Below are 23,730 nucleotides of genomic sequence, written 5' to 3'. Positions count from 1 at the left end.
ACCTTAGCGTGGTGAGATGTAGCCCACAATCAGAATATCGAAGCTGGTCAGGGTGGCTCCCGTGGTACGGGCCAGAGTGTCGGACCGGCGGCGTACCGTGGAGGTCATGGCGCTCGACATCCCCCGTCTCGACGGACGTTTCCAGGTCGTCAGCGAGTTCCAGCCGGCCGGCGACCAGCCCGCCGCCATCGACGACCTGGAGCGGCGCGTCCGCCGGGGCGACCGGAACACGGTGCTGCTCGGCGCGACCGGCACCGGCAAGAGCGCCACCACGGCCTGGCTGGTCGAGCGGCTGCAACGGCCGACCCTGGTCCTCGCCCCCAACAAGACCCTCTGCGCCCAGCTGGCCAAGGAGTTCAGCGAGCTGCTCCCGCACAACGCGGTCGAGTACTTCGTCTCCTACTACGACTACTACCAGCCCGAGGCGTACATCCCGCAGACCGACACCTACATCGAGAAGGACTCCTCGATCAACGAGGAGGTCGAGCGGCTGCGGCACTCCGCCACGATGTCCCTGCTCACCCGACGCGACGTGATCGTGGTGGCCACGGTCTCGGCGATCTACGGCCTGGGCACCCCGGAGGAGTACCTCGACCGGGCCGTCCGGGTGACCGTCGGTCAGGAACTCGACCGCGACCAGCTCCTGCGCCGCCTGGTCGACATCCAGTACACCCGCAACGACATGGCCTTCCAGCGTGGCACGTTCCGGGTCCGGGGCGACACCCTGGAGATCATTCCCGCGTACGAGGAACTGGCCGTCCGGATCGAGCTTTTCGGCGACGAGGTGGAGAAGCTCTACTACCTCAACCCGCTCACCGGCGACGTGGTACGCGAGGTCGACCACCTGCTGATCTTCCCGGCCACCCACTACGCCGCCGGTCCCGAGCGGATGGAGCGGGCCATCGGCGACATCGAGGCGGAGTTGGCCGAGCGGCTGGCCGAGCTGGACCGGCAGGGCAAGCTGCTGGAGGCGCAGCGGCTGCGGATGCGCACCACCTACGACATCGAGATGATGCGGCAGGTGGGCTTCTGCTCCGGCATCGAGAACTACTCCATGCACATCGACGGCCGGCTGCCGGGGAGCCCGCCGCACTGCCTGCTCGACTACTTCCCCGACGACTTCCTCACCGTCGTCGACGAGTCGCACGTGACGATCCCGCAGATCGGCGGCATGTACGAGGGCGACGCCTCGCGCAAGCGGATGCTGATCGACCACGGCTTCCGGCTGCCCAGCGCGGCCGACAACCGGCCACTGCGCTTCGACGAGTTCCTGGAGCGGGTGGGCCAGATGGTGTTCCTCTCCGCCACCCCCGGCCCGTGGGAGCTGGAGCAGGCACAGGGCGAGTACGTCGAGCAGGTGATCCGCCCGACCGGCCTGATCGACCCGGAGGTCGTGGTCAAGCCCACCAAGGGCCAGATCGACGACCTGATGCACGAGATCCGGCTGCGGACCGAACGCGACGAGCGGGTGCTGGTCACCACGTTGACCAAGAAGATGGCCGAGGACCTCTCCGACTACCTCCTGGAGAACGGCATCCGGGTGCGCTACCTGCACTCCGAGGTCGACACGCTGCGCCGGGTGGAGCTACTGCGCGAGCTGCGTAAGGGCGAGTACGACGTCCTGGTCGGCATCAACCTGCTCCGGGAGGGCCTCGACCTGCCCGAGGTGTCCCTGGTGGCGATCCTCGACGCCGACAAGGAGGGCTTCCTGCGCAGCGGCAGGTCGCTGATCCAGACCATCGGCCGGGCGGCCCGGAACGTCTCCGGCCAGGTGCACATGTACGCCGACAAGGTCACCCCGTCGATGGCCGAGGCGATCGACGAGACCAACCGGCGGCGGGCCAAGCAGGTCGCGCACAACGAGGCCCACGGGATCAGCCCCGAGCCGCTGCGCAAGAAGATCCACGACATCCTGGACGACATCTACCGCGAGGCGGAGGACACCGAGACCGACCACCGGGTCGGTGGCGCGGTGCGGCAGCTCTCCCGGGGCAAGGCCCCGGTCAAGGAGACCCGGAGCCGGGCACGGACGACCGCCGGCCCCTCCCGGGAGGGCATGGCCCGCGCCGACCTGGCCCAGCTCATCCAGGAACTCAACGACCAGATGCTCGCCGCGGCCCGGGAGCTGCAGTTCGAGCTGGCCGCCCGGATCCGCGACGAGGTCGCCGACCTCAAGAAGGAGCTGCGGGGCATGGACGCGGCCGGGGTGAAGTGACGTCCCGGTGACGGGCGCGCCGGCCGGTTCGCCGGACTCCCTGGTTGTCGGGACGCCCCACCCCGGGCTGAGGCCCTGGGTGGACCGGTACCTCGGCTACCGGGAGCACTCCGCGCGGCCACTGGTCCGCCGCCAGGCGGCCGGTGCCTTCGTGGTGCTGATCCTCGGCTGGGGCGACCCGCTGGACGTGGTCGACCCGCGCTGCGCCACACGTGGCGCGTACCGGGTCGACTCGTTCGTCGCCGGGACGTTCGACGGGTACTGCCACACCCGTACCGTCGGCGTGGGCACGGGCGTGGAGCTGCTGCTCACCCCGCCGGCCGCCCGTCGGATCCTCGGCCTGCCGCTGGGGGAACTGACCAACCGGGCGGTCGACGTGGCACAGCTCCCCGGCGGGTGGTTGACCCGACTGCGGGACCGGCTGGCCGAGGCGTCCGACTGGCCCCGGCGCTTCGCCCTGCTCGACGCGGCGCTGGCCGCCCGGCTCGGTGCCGCCGAACCGGTCGATCCCCGCCTCGACCGGGCCTGGCAGCGGCTGACCGACACCGACGGCCGGATCGGGGTCGCCACGCTCGCCGCCGAACTGGGTTGGAGCCGGCGACACCTCAGTGTGCTGTTCCACCGTGAGGTCGGGCTGCCACCGAAGACCACCGCCCGGCTGCTGCGTTTCCAGCGCGCGTACGCGACGGCGACCGCTTCCGGCACCGGGGTCGACCGGGCCGGCTGGGCGGTTCTCGCCGCCCGGTGCGGGTACTTCGACCAGTCGCACCTGATCCGCGACTTCCACGAGTTCGCCGGGGCCCGGCCGACCGAACTGCTGGTGGCGGGATCACATCCGTCCAATCCCGGCTGACCGCCACCGCCGCAGAGTGGACCCATGCGAACCGTCTACCCGATCCTCACCTACCCCGACGTCCGGGCCGCCATCTACTGGCTCGGTGTGGCCTTCGGTGCCACCGTCCACCAGGTGCACGACGCGCCCGACGGCACGGTCGCGCACGCCGAACTGCTCCTCGGTACGGGCCTCGTCATGCTCGGCCCACGCCGGCACCCCCGGAACCGGCCGGCGGACGACGAGTGGTCCCTGTACGTCGCGGTCGACGACGTCGACGCGCACTGCGCCCGGGCCCGTACCGCGGGCGCGGAGATCGTCCGGGAGCCGTCGGACACCGACTACGGCTCGCGGGAGTACTCCGCGCGGGACCTCGCCGGCACGGTCTGGTCCTTCGGGACCTACCGGCCATGACCGGGGGCGATGTGCCCCCCACCACCCGTTGTTGCTCTCGGTGAGCAGGGTATTGCGTCGGGTGGTGACCCCCCGTAGTCTCCGACGGTGGGAGGCCGGATGCCGCTGCCAACGAGTCCCGTTATCCGCCGGGCGCGCCTGGGCGCGGAACTGCGCCAGCTCCGTCGTCAGGCGGCGCTCACGCTCGACCAGGTCTGCGAACGGCTCGGCTGGGCCTCCACCTCCAAACTGTCCCGCATCGAGTTGGGGCAGAGCCGTCCCGACCTGGCCGACGTCTTCGACCTGCTCGACGTCTACGAGGTCCCGGTGGCGCAGCGGGAGGCGCTGATCGTCATCGCCCGGGACGCCGCGACCAACCGGAGCTGGTGGAAGGCCCTCGGCGAGATGGGGGACCGGCAACGCACCTACGCCGAGCTGGAGGCGGGCGCGGCCACCATCTTCGAGTACCAGCCCGCCGTGGTGCCGGGTCTGCTCCAGACCCGGGGGTACGCGCGGCTGCGGGTGACCGCCGGCCGGCTCCTCGATCCGGGGATCGACGTGGAGGCGGACACCCGGGCGCGGTCGGCCCGGCAGGACGTGCTGCACCGGGCGGACGCGCCCCGGTACACCGCCGTCCTCGACGAGGCCGTGCTCACCGGAGCCGGGGTGCCCGCCCCGGTGTGGCGGGACCAGGTGCGGCACCTGGTGACGACGGCACGGCGGACGAACGTGACGATCCGGGTCCTGCCCCGGGGTGTCCCGGTGGCCGGGAGCGTGATGCATCCGCTCACGCCGTTCTCCTGCTACGCCTTCCCGGACCCGGCCGATCCCCGCACCGTGGTGCTGGAGGCGCTCACCACCGACCTGCGGTTGACCGCCGAGCCGGACGTCCGCCGCTACGAGCAGCTCGCCGGCTGGCTGCTCGACGCGGCCCTCTCCGCCGCCGACACGATCGAGCTGCTCGCCGGGCACGTCACCGAGGAGTGAGTCGGCGGCCCGGTGGGCCGTTCCGCCGCCGGTCAGGCGTACCGGTGGAAGCCGCCCTCCGAGTCGATGACCTGACCGGTGATCCAGCGGGCTTCGGGTGAGCAGAGGAAGGCCACCAGCCGCGCCGCGTCGTCGGGGGTGCCCCAGCGCCCGCCGGGGAAGTGGCGGGCCACGGCGGCGTGCACGTCGGGTGGCGCGTAGCCGGTGTCGGTGGGGCCGGGGTTCACGCAGTTGACGGTGATGCCCCGGGGCATCAGCAGCGGTGCGAGCTGGGTGGTCAGGTTCTCCACCGCGGCCTTGCTCGCCGCGTACGCCAACTCGTCCGACATCGGACCGAGCCGCTGCCCGCTGGAGAAGAGCAGCAGCCGGCCGCCCTCGCCCGCGGTGAAAGCGGCGGCGAAGGCCTCGGCCAGCAGCAGGGTGGCCCGGACGTTGACCAGCAGGTGCCGGTCGATCTCGTCCGCCGCGAGGGTGCCGAGCGGGGTGCGGGTGGAGTAGGCGTGCACCGCCACCACCGCGTCCAGTCGGCCGTACCGCCGGACCGCCTCGGCCACCAGCTCGGCCGGCGCGGCCGGATCCAGCAGGTCGGCGGTGACGTACCGGGCGCGTCCGTCCAGGTCGTCGAGGAGGGTCGGTACGCCCTGCGGGTCGCCGCCGTACGGTTGGGCGTCGTCGTAGCGGGGCAGGCCGGTGAGCAGCAGCCGGTGACCGGTCGCCGCGAGGGTCCGGGCGACCGCCGCGCCGATGCCGATGCCCCGGCTGACCCCGGTCACCAGGGCCACCCGATCGGTCATGTCCGCCAGCCAACCACAGGCGCCGGACGGACGCGACCGGGTTCCACCCCGGCCGGTGCCCCCGACGGCCCGACGCCGTCGTCAGGCCGGCACGTCGACGAAGTGCTCGACCCGGGGCGGGCCGGCGAAGTGCGGCCCGATCAGAGCCCGCCACCGTTCGAACCGCTCGGTGCCCCGGAACTCGCGTTCGTGGGACTCGACGGAGTCCCACTCGACCAGCAGCACGAACCGTGACGGGGACTCGATCCCCCGGGTCATCCGCACCGACCGGCAGCCGGGGGTCCCGGCGAGGATCGGGTGACCCTGGGCGTACGCGGCGGCGAACGCGTCCTCGTGTCCGGGCAGTACGTCGATGAGCGCGACCTCAAGCACCATGTCCCGCAGCCTGCCATGCCGGTGCTCGACGCCGGGCGGGGGTGGGCCCCGTCCCACGCCGGCAGGGATCGGCGGTGCGCGCTCGGCTACCGACGTTCACAAGTGACACCTAGCCTCCTAGGATGCCATGCGCGGTGTGTCGCCCCGTCCTCACGCCCGGTCAACCGCGCCGAGCAGCGCGAACACCGCCCACAGTGGTTCGGGAGTGACGGAACGGTGACAGGCAAGGGAACGTGACGTGGTCGGCATTCGTCGCCTCGGAAGGTGCGCGGGGAGGCGTCGATGGTGAACAATGACCGCCGAGGAGGGGAGTATCCCTCACGATGGTGTCGTCAGCACGGTCGAACGTCCCCCGGACGGTCGACCCGGTGCCATCGGTCATCGATCCGTTCGCGGAGCGGTGGCAGGAGAGACCTCCGACAGTCACCAGAGTCAGCGTCGCCGGCACACCGAGCCTTGGGCTGTTCCTGTTCCACAGGGTTGCGGTGTGCCGGTCGCTGTGTGCCTGCCGGAGGATAAGCTGTGAACGTGTCCGGACTGGTCTGGGCCGTGACCCTGATCGCGTTGACCGCGATCCTGGTCTTCGACCTCTTGGTCATCGGCCGTCGCCCCCATGAACCCAGCGTCCGTGAGTCCAGCCTCTGGGTGGGATTCTACGTCGGCCTGGCCCTGCTCTTCGGCGTCGGTCTGTGGTTCTTCGGTGGTGGCAAGGTCGCCGGCGAGTTCTACACCGGCTGGCTCACCGAGTACAGCCTATCGGTGGACAACCTCTTCGTCTTCGTGATCATCATGGCCCGGTTCGCGGTGCCCCGGCAGTACCAGCAGAAGGTGCTGTTGATCGGTATCGTGCTGGCTCTGATCATGCGAGGCGCGTTCATCGCGGCCGGCGCGGCCTTGATCTCGCAGTTCACCTGGGTCTTCTACATCTTCGGCGCGTTCCTCATCTACACGGCGATCAACCTCGCCCGGCAGGGTGAGCCCGACGAGGACGAGTTCACCGAGAACGTGCTGATCCGGTGGAGCCGGCGGGCGCTGCCCATCTCCCAGGGCTACGACGGCGCGAAGATGACCACGCGGGAGTACGGCAGGCGGCTCTTCACCCCGATGCTGATCGTCATGATCGCGATCGGCACCACCGACCTGATCTTCGCGCTGGACTCGATCCCAGCCATCTTCGGCATCACCCAGGAGCCGTACCTCGTCTTCACCGCGAACGTCTTCGCGCTGATGGGGCTCCGGCAGCTCTACTTCCTCCTCGGTGGCCTGCTCAACCGCCTGATCTACCTGAGCACCGGCCTGGCCGTGGTGCTCGGCTTCATCGGGGTGAAGCTGGTGCTCGAGGCCCTCGCCGACAACAACCTGCCGTTCGTGAACGGTGGCGAGCACGTCGGTTGGGCTCCGCACATCCCGATCTGGCTCTCGCTGACGGTCATCCTCGGCACGCTCGCCGTGGCCACCGTCGCCAGCCTGGTCAAGTCCTCGCGGGACCGCCGCCGAGAGCTGCTCGCCGTCAAGCACTGACCTGACGGCTCAGCCCACCCCCAACCCCACCGGGCACGCGCTCTGGCGCGTGCCCGGCCGTGCGCCGCCTCCCGTGGTTGCAGGGGACCCTTCCTCATCAAAAAGCGGTAGGAAGGGTCCCCTGCAACCACCGCACCACGCACCACCGCACCGTTGCGGGTGCGGGTGCGGGGTGCGTGAAGGTGGCGGCGCGGGGAGCCCGGGGTGGATGTCAGACCCGGTGGACGCCGACCAGGGTGGCGGTGCGGTCGTCGGGGAGGCGTTCCTCCAGCACCCGGCGGCGCTGGTAGCAGGCGTGCAGCATGCGGCGGTCGTCGCCGGGGCGCGGTAGCGCGCTGACGATGCCGACGTGGTGGATGCCGCGGCCGGGGCGGGCGAAGAAGTACAGGTCGCCGGGGCGTTCGGTGCCGAGTTCCACGGGGGTGGTCGCGTCGGCCTGGTCCCCGGCGTCGCGGGGCAGCCACACCCCGAAGCGTCGCCAGGCGAGGTGCACCAGGCCGGAGCAGTCGATCCCGGCCGGAGACGTGCCGCCCCAGATGTAGACGACGTCGAGGAGCCGTTCGGCGACGGCGAGCGCCTCGTCGGGGGCCGCCGGGCGGGTCGGCAGGGGCACGGTGTGCCGGTCGGGAAGCCAGAGCGGTTCGGCGTGGCCGGGGGCGTGTACCGGCCGCCAGCCGTCGACGGCCGGCCCGGTGGGGGTGAGCCGGGTGCCGAGGACGACGCCGGGAACACGGACGTCGCCGTCGGGGGTGGCGTGCAGGGCGGTGACGGTGGCGTCGACGACCAGCGGGCCGGTGGGGGCCGGTGCGTCGGCGGCCGGCGGGCCGGTGGGGGCCGGTGGGTTGGTGGGCGCGGCGGTGAGCTGGCCGGTGGGCAGCCAGCCGGGGTAGCCGCGTGGGTCGAGGCCGGCGGCGGCCTGTTCGACGGCGACGACCCGCACCCAGCCGTGCGGGCCCACCTCGGTGACCAGCACCTCCTCGCCGAGCAGGAGTTGGCTCAGGACACAGTCGCCGACCTGCTGGTCGGTGTCCATGCCGGCGATCCAGGCGCCGGTGTCGACGTGCGTCCCGAGCGCGGGGGTGTCGATCGGGCGGACCGCGTCGGGGCAGGTCCAGAGGGTCGCCACGGCGACCCGGACGACGGCCCGCTGGCCGGCTCGCAGTTCCACGTGCACTCCCAGGCGTCGGGCGGTCGTCTGCGGTGACCCTATGAAAGATTCCGACAGCCATCAACCATGCTGTTGAATCTTTGCTTCATCGATGGCTTTCACGCCGAGACCGGGGGCGTCGGGGAGCACCACGGTGGCGCCGTCGTACCGTATGCCGCCGCGTACCGGCGACCAGGCCAGCCACCAGGCGGCGTCGAGGTCGGCCACGACGGTGGTGCCGTACGCGGCGACCAGGCTGGCGGCGGCGCCGACGCCGATCTGGCTCTCCATCATCGAGCCGACGAGGGTGCCCATGCCGTGCGCGGCGGCCAGGTCGAGCAGGGTACGGGCCGGCCGGAGCCCGCCGGCCTTGGCGAGCTTGACGTTGACCAGGTCGGCGGCGCGGCGGCGGATCACCTCGACCAGGTCGCGGGGCCCGAAGACGGACTCGTCGGCGAGGATCGGCACGTCCACCCGGTCGCTGACCCAGGCCAGCCCGTCCAGGTCCCAGTGGGCGACGGGCTGTTCGACCAGTTCGACGTCGAGGCCGGCGTCCTCGATGCCGCGGATGACCCGGACCGCCTCGCGGGGCGTCCAGCCCTGGTTGGCGTCGAGGCGGATCCGCATCCCGGGACCGACCGCCGCGCGGACCGCGCGGACCCGGTCGAGGTCGCCGGCGGCGTCGGTGCCCACCTTGAGCTTGAGCACGGTGAAGCCGTCGGCCGCGCGGTGCCGGGCGGTGGCGGCCAGGTCGACCGCGTCCCCGGCGGAGACCGTGACGTCGGTGGGCACGTGCCGGCTGGTGCCGCCGAGCAGCCGCACCAGGGGTACGCCGAGGCGGCGGGCGGCGAGGTCGTGCAGGGCGGTGTCGACGGCGGCCTTGGCCGCCTCGTTGCCGGCGACGGCGCGTTGGATCTCGGCGCAGCGGGCGTTGAGGTCGTCGGCGGCCCGCCCGGCGATCAGCGGCCCGAGGATCTCGTGGACGCAGGCGCGGGAGCCGTCGATGGAGGCGCCGGTGACCTGCCAGACCTGGGGGGCCTCGCCGAACCCGGAGCGCCCGTCGTCGTCGACGATCTCGACCACGAGGGTCTCGACGGTGGTGGTGCGGCGCAGGGCGGTGACGAAGGGGGTGTGTAAGGGGGCGGAGAGCCGGTGGGTGCGTACCGCGGCGATCGTCATTGCGGCAATCTATACAGACACACGCGCGGCAGGGGAGGCCGGATGAGGGTGCGGGACTGGGAACTGGTGGGCGCGCCGAACGCGCGGGACCTGGGCGGCCTGGTGGGCGCGGACGGGCGGCGGGTGCGGGCGGGTCGGCTGATCCGTACCCCGGCGTTGGGGCGGCTGACCGACGAGGACCTGCCGGTGCTGGCGAAGCTCGCCCCGGCGTGTGTGGTCGACCTGCGGTATTCCGCCGAGATCGCGGAGGCTCCGCCGGACCGGCTGCCCGGTGAGCCGACGGTGGCGCACCTGCCGGTGCACGACCCGGCGCACCCGGTCTTCACCTACGTCTCGGCGTTGCTGCTCGGGCACGACCTGGACGCGTACGGGGAGCTGGCGGAGCAGGGCACCCCGGCGGCGATGGCGGCGATCTACCGGTGGTTCGTGACGGGGGAGTCGGCACGGCACGGGTTCGCGACGGCGCTGCGGCTGGCGGCCGACCCGGCGAACCTGCCCCTGGTGTTCCACTGTTCGGCGGGCAAGGACCGGACGGGCTGGTTGGCGGTGGTGCTGTTGACCGTGCTGGGGGTGGACGAGGCGGCGATCCGGGAGGACTACCTGCGGCACAACGAGTTGACGGTGAGCCTGCGGGAGGTGCTGCTGGAGGCGATGCGGCGGCGTCGACCGGAGCTGGACGCCGACGCGGTGCGCCCGGTGCTGGAGGTACGCCCGGAGTACCTGGACGCCGCCTACGCCGAGGTGGCGCGGGTGCACGGGTCGTTCGGGGCGTATCTCCGCGACGGCCTGGGGGTGACCGACGAGCTGGTCAGCGCGCTGCGGGCGAATCTGCTGGAGTGAGTCGGGCGACGAGGCCGGTGACGATGAGCGCCTGGCCGAGGCAGTAGGTGCTCATCACCCACACCCCGTGGCCGGGCAGTTGGCCGACGTCGGCCAGGCTGGTGGCGATGATCAGGTCGGACAGGAGGAAGAGCGCGCCGCCGAGGGCGACGCGGGGGCCGTGTCCGGCGGCGGTGGTGGCCATGGTGGCCAGCGCGACGGCGTACCCGGCGATGGGCAGGGCCAGTCCGGCGTCGGTGAGGCCGGGCCACATCCAGGCCAGGGCGGCGGTGGTGGCGACGGCGTATCCGGTTCCGACGGCGACCAGCGGTGGGCGGCGCAGGGCCCGCGCGGCGCCGTGGCGGGTGAACACGGTGATGTAGCACAGGTGCGCGCCGAGGAAGAGCGCCATGCCGATGAGGAACGCGGTGGTGCTGTCGATCAGAAGGGCGATGTCGCCGCCGGTGGAGAAGGCGAGCGCGGCGAGGACCAGCCGGTCCGGTCGCCGGCCGTGGGCGGCGGCGACCCGCCAGAGGTACGCGGCGAGCGCCGGGATCAGCAGTGGTTTGGTGAGCAGGACGCCGAGGCGGTGGTCGGTGGCGACGGCGGTGAGGTTCGCCACGGTCAGGACGGTGAAGACGAGCAGCGGCAGCCGGTGGTGGCGCATGGGGGCTCCTGGTGGGGGTGGGGAGCGGGGGTGGGTGGTCGCCGGCTTCCGGGTCAGGAGGCGGGCTGCAGGTCGTGGCGGGCGGCCCAGACCCGGGCGGAGACGTCGGCGAGCAGCCGGCACGCGTCGGGGTCGGTGAGGTCGGTGGTGGTGCAGACGGCGAGCACGTATGGGGGCGCGTCGTGGGGGTGGACCACGCCGACGCCGTGCCGGACGCCGGTGACCCAGCCGTTCTTGTGGGCGATGGGCACCCCGGCGGGGAGCCCGGCGGGAAGGTCCTCGCGGAACTCCTGGGCACGGAGCACGTCGAGCATGGTGGCGCAGCTGGCGGGGGTGGCGATGGGGCCGGGGCGGGTGGCGCCGGTGGCGAGCGCGCCGAGCAGGGCGGCGAGGTCGGCGGCGGTGACCAGGTTGGTGATGCCGGCGGCGCGGGCGGTGTAGTCCTCGATGCCCCGCCCGGTGACGCTGTGCCGGGCCCCGGCGAGCGCCCAGACGTCGGCGACGGCGGGGAGGCCGACGTGGCCGAGGAGGATGTTGGTGGCCAGGTTGCTGGAGCGGACGATCATCCGTTCGGCGAGCCAGCGCAGCGTGGCGGTGCGGTCGAGGCGGTCCCAGACGGCGTTGTCGTTGTCGTAGTGGGGGGTCAGGGAGAACCGCGGCCCGTCGGGGTGGGCGGACGGGAAGTCGTTGTGCACCGGCACCGGGGTGTCCGGGTCGAGGGCGCCGGCCTCGGCGGCCCGGTAGAGGGCGGCGAGCACGGCGACCTTCATGGTGCTGGCCGCGTAGTGCGGGGCGTGCTCGGCGTGGGTCCAGGTGGGGGCGGCGTCGAGGCGGCCGGCGTACACCGAGGCGGTGCCGGGCACGGCGGCCAGGCGGGCGTCGAGGTCGTCCCAGGTCATGGCGGTGACCGTAGCCGATCGCCGATGGTCGCGGGGGCCGGTGCGGCCCCCGCGACCGGTGGTTCAGCCGGCGTGCTTGCGGCGGGCGGCGGCGCGGGCGCGCTGGGTCTGGTCGAGGACGACCTTGCGGATCCGGACGGCGGTCGGGGTGACCTCGACGCACTCGTCCTCGCGGCAGAACTCCAGGGCCTGCTCCAGGGAGAGCTTGCGCGGCGGGATGAGCTTCTCGGTCTCGTCGGCGGTCGACGAGCGCATGTTGGTGAGCTTCTTCTCCTTGGTGATGTTGACGTCCATGTCGTCGGAGCGGGAGTTCTCGCCGACGATCATGCCTTCGTACACCTCGGTGCCCGGCTCGACGAAGAGCTGGCCGCGTTCCTGGAGGTTGGTCATGGCGAACGCGGTGACCGAGCCGGAGCGGTCGGCGACCAGGGAGCCGTTGTTGCGGGTACGCAGCTCGCCGAACCACGGCTCGTAGGACTCGAAGACGTGGTGCAGGATGCCGGTGCCCCGGGTCTCGGTGAGGAACTCGGTGCGGAAGCCGATCAGGCCCCGGGCGGGCACGAGCCACTCCATCCGGATCCAGCCGGTGCCGTGGTTGACCAGCTGCTCCATCCGGCCCTTGCGGGTGGCCAGGAGCTGGGTGATCGCGCCGAGGTACTCGTCGGGGGCGTCGATGGTGAGCCGTTCGACCGGCTCGCAGGTCTTCCCGTCGATCTCCCGGGTGACCACCTGCGGCTTGCCGACGGTGAGTTCGTAGTTCTCCCGGCGCATCTGCTCGACCAGGATGGCCAGGGCGAGTTCGCCCCGGCCCTGCACCTCCCAGGCGTCGGGGCGCTCGGTGGGCAGCACCCGCAGCGACACGTTGCCGACGAGTTCCTTGTCGAGGCGGTCCTTGACCATCCGGGCGGTGACCTTGGCGCCCTTGACCCGTCCGACCAGCGGGGAGGTGTTGGTGCCGATGGTCATCGAGATGGCCGGCTCGTCGACGGTGATCAGCGGCAGTGGGCGGGGGTCCTCGGCGTCGGCGAGGGTCTCGCCGATCATGATCTCCGGGATGCCGGCGACCGCGATGATGTCGCCCGGTCCGGCGCTGTCGGCGGGCTTGCGCTCCAGGCCCTCGGTCATCAGCAGCTCGGAGATGCGGACCTTGGCGATGGTGCCGTCGGTGCGGCACCAGGAGACGCTCTGGCCCTTGGCGATGGTTCCCTGCCGGACCCGGCACAGCGCGAGCCGGCCGAGGAACGGGGAGGCGTCGAGGTTGGTGACGTGGGCCTGCAGCGGGGCGTCCTCGTCGTAGGCGGGCGGCGGGATGGTGTCGAGCAGGGTGCGGAACAGCGGTTCGAGGCTGGTGCTGTCCTCGGGGACGGCGCCGTCGGCGGGCTGGGTCAGCGAGGCGATGCCGTCGCGGGCGCAGGCGTAGACGATCGGGAAGTCGATCTGCTCCTCGTCGGCGTCGAGGTCGAGGAAGAGTTCGTAGGTGTCGTCCACGACGTCCTTGATCCGGGCGTCCGGGCGGTCCACCTTGTTGATCACCAGGATGATGGGCATCCGGGCCTTCAGCGCCTTGCGCAGTACGAAGCGGGTCTGCGGCAGGGGGCCCTCGCTGGCGTCGACGAGCAGCACCACCCCGTCGACCATGGTCAGGCCGCGTTCCACCTCGCCGCCGAAGTCGGCGTGGCCGGGGGTGTCGATGATGTTGATGGTGACCGGGTCGGAGCCGTCCGCCGGGAGGTAACGCACGCCGGTGTTCTTGGCGAGGATGGTGATGCCCTTTTCCCGTTCCAGGTCCATCGAGTCCATCACCCGCTCGGTCGTCTCGCCGCGGGCGCCGTAGGCGCCGGCCTGCCGCAACATGGCGTCGACCAGCGTGGTCTTGCCGTGGTCGACGTGGGCGATGATGGCGACGTTGCGGAGGTCGGTGCGAAGCTGCATTCCTCCATCCTCCCGTCCGCCGGGATCAGGGGCGGCGTCGGGGTCACCCCGGAGCAGGCCCGGATCTCCGGTGAAACTCCTGTCACACTGGGTGCTGATGCTGGCATGCTGACCGACGTGTGTCGGGGGCTTGAGTGCACGATCTGGTGAACCTGCTGGAACACCTGCCGGCCGAGCTGATCTACCTGGTCGCGGCGTTGATCGTCGCGGGGGAGACAGCGCTGCTGATCGGTCTGGTCGCGCCGGGCGAGGCGACGCTGCTGCTGGTGGGCTTCCTCTCGTTCACCGGCACCCTGCGCCTGGGGCCGGCGATGCTGGTCATGATCGCCGCGGCGGTGCTGGGGGACTCCCTCGCGTACCGATCGGGTCGCCGGTACGGTCCCCGGCTGCGCGCCTCCCGCTGGGGGGCCCGGGTCGGGCCGCAGCGGTGGGGGCGCGCCGACGCGATGCTGGAGCGGCTGGGCGGTCGGGGGGTGTTCGCGGCCCGCTGGGTGGCGTTCGCCCGCACCCTGGTGCCTCGTCTGGCGGGCGCGGCGGGGCTGCCGTACCGCCGGTTCCTGCCGTGGAACGTCGGCGGCGTGGTCACCTGGGTGGGTGGCTCGGTACTGGTCGGCTACCTGGCCGGCGAGTCGTACGAGACGGTCTCGGCGTACCTGGGGCGGGCCACCGGGGCGGTGCTGGTGCTGGCCGGGTGCGTACTGGTGATCGTGCTGGCCGGCCGGTGGCTGGGGCGGAACCCGGACCCGGCGCGGGCGCTGTTCGACCGGGCGCTGGCGGTGCCGCCGCTGAGCTGGGTGACCCGCCGGTACGGCATCCTGCTGTTCCTGCTCGGCACCCGGATCGGCGCCACCTGGGCGCTGCTGCTGAACGTGACGGCCGGGCTGGCGCTGCTCTTCGGTGCCGGCCTGGTGATCGCCTGGCTGCTCGGCGCGGTGGTCCGGCACAGCGGCCTGGCCTCGGTGGACACGGCGATCGCGCAGTGGTTCGCGTCCCGGCGCACCCCGGGGGCGGTGGACGTCACCCTGGCGGTGGTGTCGGCGTTCCGGGGGCCGGTGCTGATCGTGGTGGTGGCCCTGGTCGCCGGAGTGCTGGCCTGGCGGCGGCACACCTACCGGGCGGACCTGCTCGGCCTGCTCGGGACGGTGGGCGCGTTCGTGCCGCCGGTGGTGCTGGCGGTGGTGGCCGACGTCACCGCACCGTCGGAGACGTTGCTGTTCCCCACCCAGGTCGCGGTGGTCTCGGCCGGGTTCTGCACCCTGGCCTGGCTGCTGGCCCGGGGCGCCCGGTGGCCGGTGGCGGTGGCCTGGTGGACGGGCGCGGCGGTCGGTGTCGCCGGAATCGGGTTGGCCCGGCTGTACCTGGGGCTGAGTTCGGCCAGCGGGGCGGTCAGCTCGGCCCTGCTCGGGGTGCTCTGGACGGTGGTCTTCGTGGTCGCCTGGGCCACCCACGACCGTGCCCAGCGCGCCGAGGCGTTGCCGCCCGCCCCCCGCCCGCCCGAGCCGGTCGCCGCGGGCGGCACCGGTGCCAGCGTGCCGGGTGGTGTCAGCGCGCCCGGCGGTGGCAGCGTGCCGGGTGACAGCAGGGGACCCCTGCAGTCGATTTCCGACGAGCAGGGGTCCCCTGCAACCACCCGGAAAGCGGAAGCGCCGCCCGGCGGGGACCACGCCGTCGCGTCGCCGCCCACCGGCGGGGACGACAGCGGGCCGCTCTGACCTGATCCTGGTGCTTCCAGGTCGACTCGACCCGGTGGTGCAACTGCTCAGCTCTACCTGGACCTCGACGCGCCCAGCCTGGACGACGCCACCGCCGAAACGTCGCCGCCGGCAACCCACCGCACACACGCAGTGGTGGCAGCTCAGATGCACGACACGCCGAGCGGATCACACCTCAGGCAGCCACGAAGCCTCGGAACCGGGTATCGGGCGGCCCCTGCCGGTCGACCTCCTCCACACCGCCCCGGTCAGGTCCATCACTTCGCCGCTTTCTGGATCAGCTCCCGGGAAGCCCTACACGGCAGCGCCTCCCCACGCCTCCTTGCGCGCCCGCCGCAGCTCTGCGCCGACCGGGTGCGTCTGCCTGGACTACTGAACGCCGGGTGGACCCCGGGTGTCCGGGAGGTTGCCAACATCGATCGGCCTGACGAGGATCACGGTGGCGGTCACGCCCGTGGCCGGCCCGGCGACGAAGGAGTCCCCTCATGTCCGACGTGAACCGGCGTGGCCTGCTACGCGGTGCGGCCGCAGTGGCCGGCGGCGCGGTCCTCGGTGGTCCGTTCCTCGGGTTCGCGGCCCGAGACGCCGCCGGTGCGGCCGGCCGCCGGCCCCGCCCCCGGCCGGCCCTGGAGCCGGTGCCCGACCTGCGGGACGGCAAGGTGCGTCTCTGGCTGCCCGACGGGTTCCGGTACCGGTCCTTCCACGACACCGAGTTCCCGGTGACCCTCGACGACGGCACCGCGCTGCCCGGCCGGCACGACGGCATGGGGGCCTTCCCGGGGCCGGGCGGCACCGTGCGGCTGGTCCGCAACCACGAGGTCGGGGGTCCGATCCCGGCCTTCGGTGACCCCGCCGAGGCGTACGACCCGATGGCCCCGGGCGGCACCACCACCGTCGAGGTGACCCGGTTCGGTGCGGTCCGTCGCTCCTGGACCAGCCTGAACGGCACCATGATGAACTGCTCCGGCGGGCGGATGCCGTGGGGCAGCTGGATCACCTGCGAGGAGACCGTCAACGGGCCGGACGTCGGTCCCGACTACACGGGCGCGCCGAACGTGTCGCTGACCAAGCGGCACGGATTCGTCTTCGAGGTTCCCGCGGACGGGCGGGGCGACCGGCGGCCGGTCACCGCCGCCGGCCGGTTCTGCCACGAGTCGGTGGCGTACGACCCGCGCGGCGGGCACCTCTACCTGACCGAGGACAACTTCGGCTACGCGTCCGGCTTCTACCGCTACACCCCGCCGAAGGACCCGATGCGGATCGGCCGGCTGGCCGACGGGGGCCGGTTGCAGATGCTGGCGGTGCGCGGGCGACCCAACCGGAACCTGGCCGCCGCGCAGCGGCGGCACGCGACCTACCCGGTGGAGTGGGTCGACGTCGACGACCCGGCGCCGTCGTTCCCGTACACGCCGGGGCAGCCCGCGCCGACCAGCAACGACACCGCGCTGACCCACGTCGCGCGGCAGGGCTGGGAGCAGGGCGCGGCGTACTTCTCCCGGCTGGAGGGGGCGGTGTACGACGACGGGGTCGTCTACTTCACCGCCACCCAGGGCGGCGGACCGGCGGAGACCTCCGTCGGGCCGATCGCCGACGGCTACGGCAACGGGCACGGCCAGGTGTGGGCGTACGACTGCCGGGCGCGGGTGCTGCGCCTGGTGTACGAGTCGCCCGGCCCGGACGTGCTCGACTTCCCGGACAACGTCACCACCAGCCCGCGCGGCACCTTGGTGGTGTGCGAGGACAACACGTCGGACAACTTCATCCGGGGATTGACCCCGCGCGGTGAACTGTTCGACATCGCCCTGAACCGGCTGACCAGCAGCACCGGCGCGGACCGGTCCAACGACGAGTTCGCCGGGTCGACGTTCAGTCCGGACGGGCACACCCTGTTCGTCAACATCCAGGCCAGCCGGGGGATGACCTTCGCGATCTGGGGTGACTGGGCCCGGATCGGGGTCTGACGCGCCACGGCGGCGGCCGGCGAGCAGCCGGCCACCGCCGTGGTCGAGGATCCCGGGTCAGTCCCGGGCGGACACCGCCTCCCGCGTGTCGGTGCTGTCGGTGGCCGGCTCGGAACGGATCCGGTTCGGCCACCAGAACCGGTCGCCGAGCAGGAACGCCAGCGCCGGCACCAGGACCGTACGGACCAGCAGGGTGTCGAGCAGGACACCGATGCAGACGATGATGCCGATCTGGGTGAGCAGGATCAGCGGCAGCACGCCCAGGACGGCGAACACCGCGGCGAGCAGCACGCCCGCGCTGGTGATGACGCCGCCGGTGACCCGCAGGGCGGAGAGCATCCCGTCCCGGGTGCCCATCCGGCGGGCGTCCTCCCGGGCCCGGGTGACCAGGAAGATGTTGTAGTCCACCCCGAGGGCCACCAGGAACACGAACGCGAGCAGCAGGGTCCCGCTGTCCAGCGCCGGGAACCCGAGCACGTGGTCGAAGAGCAGCCACGCCGCGCCGAGGCTGGCGAAGAACGACGCCACCACGGTCAGCACCAGCAGCACCGGGGCGAGCAGGCCACGGAGCAGCGCCACCAGCACCCCGAGCACCAGCAGCAGGATGATCGGCAGGATGAGCCGCAGGTCCCGACCGTCGGCCTGGTCGGAGTCGTACGTCGCGGCGACCGTGCCGCCGACCACCGCGCCGGAGAACGCCCCGACGCCGTCGATGGCCGGTGGCGCGGAGTCGGGTACGGCGGCCACCGCCTCGCGTAGCGCCTCGACGGCGCGGTCGGACTCGGCGGTGCCGGGTTCGGCGTCCAGCACCACGTCGACCTGGGCGACGTTCTGCCCGGCGTTGCCGGGGCGGGCGGAGGAGACGCCCGGTACGGCCGCGGCGGCCTCGGTGACCGCCGGCACCGCGGTGGGCGAGGTGAGCACGGCGACGGGCTGGGTGGAGCCGGCCGGGAAAGCTTCGGCGAGGGTCTTCGCCCCGGCGACCGCCTCCGGTTCCACCCGGAACTGCTCGGTCTCGGACAGGCCGGTGCGGATGCCGAGCCCGCCCAGCGCCAGGCCGACGAGCAGTAGGGTGGCCAGCGCGGTGACCGGCAGCGGCCGGCGCAGCACACCCGTGCCGAGCCGGCCCCACAACTTGCCCTCGCGGGCCGCGCTGCCCACCTTGGGCACGAACGGCCAGAAGAGTCCCCGGCCGAAGATCAGCAGCGCGGCGGGCAGGACGAGCAGCGCGGAGAGCATGGCGAACACCACACCGGTGGCGCAGGCCACGGCGAGCGCCCGGTTGGTCTCCTGCTCGGACAGCAGCAGGGTGAGCACCCCGAGCACCACCGTGCTGCCGCTCGCCAGGATCGGCTCGGCGGTGCGCCGCACCGCGGCCCGCATCGCGACGAACCGGTCCTCCTCCCGGCGCAGTTCCTCCCGGTAGCGGGCGATGAGCAGCAGCGCGTAGTTGGTGGCCGCGCCGAAGACCAGCACGCTGGCGATGCCGGTGACCTCGCCGCTGTTCAGGTTGATGCCGACCGCCGGGACGATGGTCTCGATGGCCCGCAGGGTGGTCTGTTCGGTGGCGGCCACCACGGCCAGCGGCACCAGCCACAGGAACGGGCTGCGGTAGGTGATCAGCAGCAGCACCGCCACCACGCCGGCGGTGACCGCGAGCAGGGTGACGTCCGCGCCCTCGAAGACCTGGCCCAGGTCGGTGGCGAACGCGGGTGGGCCGGTGACCTCCGCCCGCAACGGGTCGGAGAGACCGTCGAGGCTGTTCCGCAGGTTCCCGACCCGCTCGGCGACGGCGTCCTGCCCGCCGGCGGTGGACATCGGCACGGCGAGCAGGGCCACCGTGCCGTCCGGGGAGACCTGCGGTGGCGCGACGCGACCGTCGACGGCGAACCGGCCCAGCTCGCCGGTCACGCCGGTGACGCGGTCCCGGTCGGTCCCGGTGAGCGGGCCGCCGTCGTCGCGGCTGACCACCACGATCGCGGCCTGGACCTCGCGGGACGGCAACTGCTCCTGGAGACGCTCCGCCTGGGTGGACTCCCACTCGACGGAGAGGCCGGTGGCTGAGACCGGAGCGGGATTGTCGGGTTTGGGAAGGCCGAAGACGGCCCCCACGATCACGATCGCGAACGCCACGGTGAGCCACGCGGACAGCCGGCTGCGGGCGACGCGGGTGAAGACGGACATCGGGATGCCTCACGGTTTCTGGACGGGGTAAATTCTCACCAGCCAAGTATCTTGATAGCCGAGATTATCGACTGGTGAGTTATGCTGCAACCGGGACAACGACAAGGGAGACGCGACGCAACGTGGCAGGTCACGGCATGTACCGGCGACGCGACACCCGCCGCGAACACCTCATCGCCGAGATCATCAACGACCTCCGGCGGTACGCGGTGGACGCCCAGCACGTCGCTCACGCCTTCGCCGGCCTGCACGGCCTCGGCGGCACCGACCTCCAGGCGCTGATCGCCGTGATGGACGCCGAGCTGCGCGGGGACCCGATGACCCCCGGCCGCCTCGGCGAGCACCTCGACCTCTCCTCCGGCTCGATCACCGCCCTGGTGGACCGGCTGGAGCGGGCCGGGCACCTGCGCCGGGACCGGGATCCCTCCGACCGCCGCCGGATCCTGCTGCACTACGCCGAACGGGGCGCCACCGTCGCGAAGGAGTTCTTCCGGCCGCTCGGTGCCCGTACCGACCAGGTGATGGCCGACTTCACCGACGTCGAACTGGAGATCGTGCACCGGTTCATGGTGGGCATGACCGCCTCGCTGCGGCAGCACCGCGACGACGTCCGCGCCGCCCGCCCCGACCCGCCCCGACGCCGGACGGAATGATGCTCACCCGGCTCGCCACCGGCCTGCTGCGGCTACCGCCGGCCCGGGCCCGGGTCACCCTCACCCGGGACCTGCCGGTTCGGGTACGTGACGGGGTGATCCTGCGCACCGACCACTACGCGCCGGACCCGCCCGCCGCCCCCGCCGTGCTGATCCGCACCCCGTACGGGCGGAGCGGGCCGATGCGGCTGCTCGGCCGGCTCGTCGCCGCCCACGGCTACCACGTGGTGATCCAGTCCTGCCGGGGCACGTACGGCTCCGGGGGCACCTTCGAACCCCTCGTGCACGAGCGCGCCGACGGCCTCGACACCCTCGACTGGTTACGCCGGCAACCCTGGTACACCGGCGCGTTCGGCATGTTCGGCGCCAGCTACCAGGGCTTCGTGCAGTGGGCGTTGGCCGCCGAGGCCGGCGACGAGCTGCGCGCCATGGTCGCCGTGGTCACCGCCTCCACCACCCGCGACTCCACCTACGCGGGGGAGTCGTTCTCCCTGGACACGGTGTTGACCTGGGCGGAGCTGCTCCAGGCGCAGACCGTGCCCTGGCTGGCCCGACAGTGGGAGCTCAAACGCGGTCAGCCCCGCCTCGCCGCCGCCCTGGCCCACCTGCCGCTGGCCGAGGCGGACCGGGTCGCCACCGGCGCGACCGTCCCGTTCTTCCAGGAGTGGCTGCGCCACCACACCCCCGACGCGGCGTACTGGCGGGAGCGGGTCTTCGACGGCCGGCTCGCCGAGGTGCGGGCCCCGGTGCTGATGGTCAGTGGCTGGCACGACATCTTCCTGCCCGCCCAGCTCGCCGACCACGCGGTCCTGCGTGCCGCCGGCACCCCCGGCCGGCTGACCGTCGGTCCGTGGACCCACGGCAGCCCCGGACTGCTGCTCGCCGCGCTGCGGGAGGGACTGGACTGGCTGGACACCCACCTCGCCGGCCGGCGTCCCGCCACCGGCGCCCCGCCGGTCCGGGTGCATGTCGGTGGGGACGGTGGCGGCTGGCGGGACCTGCCGGACTGGCCGCCGCCGGCCGGGCGGAGCAGCTGGCACCTGCACCCCGACGGGGCGCTGCGACCGGAGCCGTCGGCGGAGTCCGCTTCCGACCGGTTCCGGTACGACCCGGCCGACCCGACCCCGTCGTTGGGCGGGCCGCTGCTGGTCGCGCAGCGGGCCGGACCGGTGGACAACCGTCCGGTCGAGGCCCGTTCCGACGTGCTCACCTATACCAGCGCGCCGCTGACCGTCCCACTGGAGGTCGTCGGCCCGGTGCACGCCGAGGTGTACGTCCGCAGCGAACTGGCGTACCTCGACGTCTTCGTCCGACTCTGCGACGTGGATCCGCGCGGGCGGTCCTGGAACGTCTGCGACGGACTGGTACGGCTCTGGCCGGGCCGCTTCCCGCCCGACGACACCGGCACGGTCCGGGTACCGGTGCCGCTCTGGCCCGTGGCACACCGCTTCGCCCCCGGACACCGGCTGCGGGTGCAGGTCACCGGCGGCGCGCACCCCCGCTACGCCCGTAACCCCGGCACCGGCGAGCCGCTCGGCGTGGCCGTCGACCTGCGGGCCGGATGGCGGGAGGTGCGGCACGGTCCGGCACACCCGTCGGCGGTGCACCTGCCGGTGCCGTGACGCACGCGGTGGCGGCGCCCCTGACGGGTGCGCCGCCACCGGCACGGTCTACAGCGGGCGGACGTTGTCCGCCTGCGGACCCTTCTGACCCTGGGTCACCTCGAACTCGACCTTCTGTCCCTCGTTCAACTCCCGGTAGCCACTCGTCGCGATCGCCGAGTAGTGGACGAAGACGTCCGGGCCCCCGCCGTCCTGCTCGATGAAGCCGAAGCCCTTTTCCGAGTTGAACCACTTGACCGTGCCGGTTGCCATGCATCTCTCCCTGTTGCCATGGGAGACCACCGGCGTCCGGCCGATGATCGCCCTGTACCACCCCGACAGTAACCGGCCGGACCATCGTCCGCTGGCCGAAGTGCCGTGTCGGCGAGGCGAAAGCCACCCGCCGCCGTCAGGATGACGGCATGCTTGCCGGGATGGACGGCCCGACGCGCGACGCCGCCGCCGCACTGCGGCGGGAGATCGGCGCGCCCGGCGGCGGCCCCGACCGGCTGCGGTTGCTGCCGACCCCGCTGGTGCCCGAGGTCCGACTGCACGTCGCCGAGGACGCCATCCTCTGGTGGGCCCGGATGGAGGCCGACGCCGGGCACCGGCTGCCCGCCCCCTACTGGGCCTCGGCCTGGGCGGGAGGTCAGGCGCTGGCCCGCTACCTGCTGGACCATCCCCGGGTCGCGGCCGGACGCCGGGTGCTCGACCTCGCGACCGGCTCGGGGCTGGTGGCCATCGCCGCCGCCCTGACCGGAGCGGCGCGGGTACGCGCCAGCGACATCGACCCGTACGCGGTGGCCGCCGTCGGCCTCAACGCCGACGCCAACCGGGTCGCCGTCGACGCGACCGCCACCGACCTGCTCGACACCGACGGCGGTGACGTCGACCTGCTGCTGGCCGGGGACGTCTTCTACGACCGGCCGATGGCCGACCGGGTGCTGCCCTTCCTGGAACGGGTCGCCGGCCGGGGCGTGGACGTGCTGGTCGGCGACCCGGGGCGGGGCTACCTGCCGGAGGAACGGCTGGAGCCGGTCGCCGTCTACCGGGTACCCAGCACCGAGCCCGCCGTCGAGTCGTCGGTGCGCCGGGTACGCATCATGCGTCCGCGCCGCCGTCCCGGATGACCCCGACCCCGGGGGCTCCGGGTCGTTCTCAGGGAAAAGCCGGGGCCAAAGCCCCATGTGTACGGTGGCGGTCCCGGCATAGCCTCATCGGCATGACGGAATGGCTGACCCAGATCGGAGAGCTCCCCACCCTGTTGTTGATGGGGGTGCTCGGGATGGTCATGCTCTTCGACGCCATCCCGCTGCTCGGCGTGCTCGTCCCCGGGGACGTGGCGGTGCTGGCGGCGGTCGGAGTGGGTCAGCCCGCCGCGACGTTCGCCTCCTTCGCCGCCGTCGTCGGGGGCTGCCTGGCCGGCTGGTCGGCGAGCTTCCTGGTCGGCCGCCACTACGGCGGGCGGCTGCGCGCCAGCCGGGTCGGGGACTGGATCGGGGAGGACCGCTGGGCGGCCGCCGAGGGCATCCTGCACCGGGGCGGCGGGCGGATGGTGCTGGTCGCGCCGTTCCTGCCGGTGTTCAACGCGCTGCTGCCGCTGGCGGCCGGCGGGCTGCGGATGCCGTACCGGCGCTTCGTGGCCTGCGCCGCCTCCGGGGCGGTGCTCTGGGCGGGCCTCTACGTCGTGCTGGGCTCGCTGGCGCGGTCGCTGGGCGGCCTGCTGCCGGGAGAGTCCGCCACCTGGGGCACCCTCGGGTTCGGCATGCTCTTCGGCATGGTGGTGCTGCTGGCCAGCCGGCGCCGGCTGCGCGCCGCGGCCGTTACCGCCGACGCGTCGTAGCGAGACGGGACCGGCG

At 72.8% G+C, this 23,730-nt stretch carries 20 protein-coding genes and 1 pseudogene; 12 read left to right on the top strand and 9 right to left on the bottom strand.

Annotation, left to right across the window (positions count from 1 at the left end; all coding sequences use genetic code 11):
• The first annotated feature begins 106 nt into the window (after positions 1–106).
• The 4 genes from uvrB (at position 107) to QSK20_RS01145 (ending at position 4,427) form a co-directional block, all read left to right on the top strand.
• Positions 107–2,215, top strand: a complete 2,109-nt coding sequence (uvrB, locus tag QSK20_RS01160) for an excinuclease ABC subunit UvrB (protein ID WP_285786675.1) — start codon at positions 107–109, stop codon at positions 2,213–2,215.
• A gap of 79 nt (positions 2,216–2,294) precedes the next feature.
• Positions 2,295–3,068 carry a helix-turn-helix domain-containing protein gene (locus tag QSK20_RS01155; RefSeq protein WP_285786674.1) on the top strand — a complete coding sequence of 258 codons (774 nt, stop codon included), beginning with the start codon at positions 2,295–2,297 and terminating at the stop codon, positions 3,066–3,068.
• A 24-nt stretch (positions 3,069–3,092) separates the two neighbouring features.
• On the top strand, positions 3,093–3,461 hold the full coding sequence (locus tag QSK20_RS01150) for a VOC family protein (RefSeq protein ID WP_285786673.1): 369 nt from the start codon (positions 3,093–3,095) through the stop codon (positions 3,459–3,461).
• 99 nt (positions 3,462–3,560) lie between these two features.
• Positions 3,561–4,427, top strand: a complete 867-nt coding sequence (locus QSK20_RS01145) for a helix-turn-helix domain-containing protein (protein ID WP_285786672.1) — start codon at positions 3,561–3,563, stop codon at positions 4,425–4,427.
• A 32-nt stretch (positions 4,428–4,459) separates the two neighbouring features.
• Here the strand turns inward: QSK20_RS01145 and QSK20_RS01140 are convergent, their stop codons facing one another.
• The gene (locus QSK20_RS01140; protein WP_285786671.1) at positions 4,460–5,221 is read right to left on the bottom strand and encodes an SDR family oxidoreductase; all 762 of its coding nucleotides are present in this window, start codon (positions 5,219–5,221) and stop codon (positions 4,460–4,462) included.
• A gap of 81 nt (positions 5,222–5,302) precedes the next feature.
• Complete coding sequence (locus QSK20_RS01135) at positions 5,303–5,596, bottom strand: antibiotic biosynthesis monooxygenase family protein (RefSeq protein WP_285786670.1); 294 nt, start codon at positions 5,594–5,596, stop codon at positions 5,303–5,305.
• A 522-nt stretch (positions 5,597–6,118) separates the two neighbouring features.
• Between QSK20_RS01135 and QSK20_RS01130 the strand changes: the two genes are divergently transcribed.
• On the top strand, positions 6,119–7,117 hold the full coding sequence (locus QSK20_RS01130) for a TerC family protein (protein ID WP_285786669.1): 999 nt from the start codon (positions 6,119–6,121) through the stop codon (positions 7,115–7,117).
• Positions 7,118–7,328: 211 nt separating this feature from the next.
• Here the strand turns inward: QSK20_RS01130 and QSK20_RS01125 are convergent, their stop codons facing one another.
• Both QSK20_RS01125 and QSK20_RS01120 read right to left on the bottom strand, forming a co-directional pair.
• Positions 7,329–8,285, bottom strand: a complete 957-nt coding sequence (locus QSK20_RS01125; protein WP_285786668.1) for a C40 family peptidase — start codon at positions 8,283–8,285, stop codon at positions 7,329–7,331.
• Positions 8,286–8,345: 60 nt separating this feature from the next.
• Positions 8,346–9,443, bottom strand: coding sequence for a mandelate racemase/muconate lactonizing enzyme family protein (locus QSK20_RS01120; RefSeq protein WP_285786667.1), 1,098 nt, complete (start codon positions 9,441–9,443; stop codon positions 8,346–8,348).
• Positions 9,444–9,485: 42 nt separating this feature from the next.
• Here QSK20_RS01120 and QSK20_RS01115 point away from each other — a divergent pair, with 42 nt between their 5' ends.
• Positions 9,486–10,283 carry a tyrosine-protein phosphatase gene (locus QSK20_RS01115; protein WP_285786666.1) on the top strand — a complete coding sequence of 266 codons (798 nt, stop codon included), beginning with the start codon at positions 9,486–9,488 and terminating at the stop codon, positions 10,281–10,283.
• On the opposite strand, the gene QSK20_RS01110 is transcribed toward QSK20_RS01115, so the two are convergent.
• The 3 genes from QSK20_RS01110 to typA all read right to left on the bottom strand — a co-directional run bounded on the left by QSK20_RS01110 (position 10,252) and on the right by typA (position 13,760).
• Positions 10,252–10,929 carry a lysoplasmalogenase gene (locus QSK20_RS01110; protein ID WP_285786665.1) on the bottom strand — a complete coding sequence of 226 codons (678 nt, stop codon included), beginning with the start codon at positions 10,927–10,929 and terminating at the stop codon, positions 10,252–10,254. The two genes, QSK20_RS01115 and QSK20_RS01110, sit on opposite strands and share 32 nt — an antisense overlap.
• 53 nt (positions 10,930–10,982) lie before the next feature.
• Positions 10,983–11,828 (bottom strand): serine hydrolase, encoded by an 846-nt coding sequence (locus QSK20_RS01105; RefSeq protein ID WP_285786664.1) that lies wholly within the window; start codon positions 11,826–11,828, stop codon positions 10,983–10,985.
• A gap of 63 nt (positions 11,829–11,891) precedes the next feature.
• Complete coding sequence (gene typA / locus QSK20_RS01100; RefSeq protein WP_285786663.1) at positions 11,892–13,760, bottom strand: translational GTPase TypA; 1,869 nt, start codon at positions 13,758–13,760, stop codon at positions 11,892–11,894.
• 134 nt (positions 13,761–13,894) lie between these two features.
• Between typA and QSK20_RS01095 the strand changes: the two are divergent.
• A pseudogene (locus QSK20_RS01095) lies at positions 13,895–15,295 on the top strand (DedA family protein); the annotation flags it as partial.
• 662 nt (positions 15,296–15,957) lie between these two features.
• Positions 15,958–17,433, top strand: a complete 1,476-nt coding sequence (locus tag QSK20_RS01090; protein WP_285786662.1) for an alkaline phosphatase PhoX — start codon at positions 15,958–15,960, stop codon at positions 17,431–17,433.
• A 57-nt stretch (positions 17,434–17,490) separates the two neighbouring features.
• Here QSK20_RS01090 and QSK20_RS01085 read toward each other — a convergent pair whose 3' ends face one another.
• Positions 17,491–19,617 (bottom strand): MMPL family transporter, encoded by a 2,127-nt coding sequence (locus QSK20_RS01085; RefSeq protein ID WP_285786661.1) that lies wholly within the window; start codon positions 19,615–19,617, stop codon positions 17,491–17,493.
• Positions 19,618–19,754: 137 nt separating this feature from the next.
• Here QSK20_RS01085 and QSK20_RS01080 point away from each other — a divergent pair, with 137 nt between their 5' ends.
• Both QSK20_RS01080 and QSK20_RS01075 read left to right on the top strand, forming a co-directional pair.
• Positions 19,755–20,270, top strand: coding sequence for a MarR family winged helix-turn-helix transcriptional regulator (locus tag QSK20_RS01080; RefSeq protein ID WP_285786660.1), 516 nt, complete (start codon positions 19,755–19,757; stop codon positions 20,268–20,270).
• Positions 20,267–21,892: a CocE/NonD family hydrolase gene (locus tag QSK20_RS01075; protein ID WP_502888820.1), complete on the top strand. Its 1,626-nt coding sequence runs from the start codon at positions 20,267–20,269 to the stop codon at positions 21,890–21,892. Before QSK20_RS01080 ends, QSK20_RS01075 begins: the two co-directional genes overlap by 4 nt.
• A 48-nt stretch (positions 21,893–21,940) precedes the next feature.
• Here the strand turns inward: QSK20_RS01075 and QSK20_RS01070 are convergent, their stop codons facing one another.
• Positions 21,941–22,144, bottom strand: a complete 204-nt coding sequence (locus QSK20_RS01070) for a cold-shock protein (RefSeq protein ID WP_088983014.1) — start codon at positions 22,142–22,144, stop codon at positions 21,941–21,943.
• Between the two features lie 161 nt (positions 22,145–22,305).
• On the opposite strand from QSK20_RS01070, the gene QSK20_RS01065 reads away from it, so the two are divergent.
• Positions 22,306–23,001 carry a class I SAM-dependent methyltransferase gene (locus tag QSK20_RS01065; RefSeq protein WP_285786659.1) on the top strand — a complete coding sequence of 232 codons (696 nt, stop codon included), beginning with the start codon at positions 22,306–22,308 and terminating at the stop codon, positions 22,999–23,001.
• 92 nt (positions 23,002–23,093) lie between these two features.
• Positions 23,094–23,714, top strand: coding sequence for a DedA family protein (locus QSK20_RS01060; RefSeq protein ID WP_285786658.1), 621 nt, complete (start codon positions 23,094–23,096; stop codon positions 23,712–23,714).
• The last annotated feature ends 16 nt before the right edge of the window (positions 23,715–23,730 follow it).

The organism is Micromonospora sp. NBRC 101691 (assembly GCF_030269285.1).
Taxonomy (GTDB): domain Bacteria; phylum Actinomycetota; class Actinomycetes; order Mycobacteriales; family Micromonosporaceae; genus Micromonospora; species Micromonospora echinospora.
The sequence above is the reverse complement of the archived record's forward strand: the minus strand, read 5'-3'. Positions and strand labels throughout refer to the sequence as shown.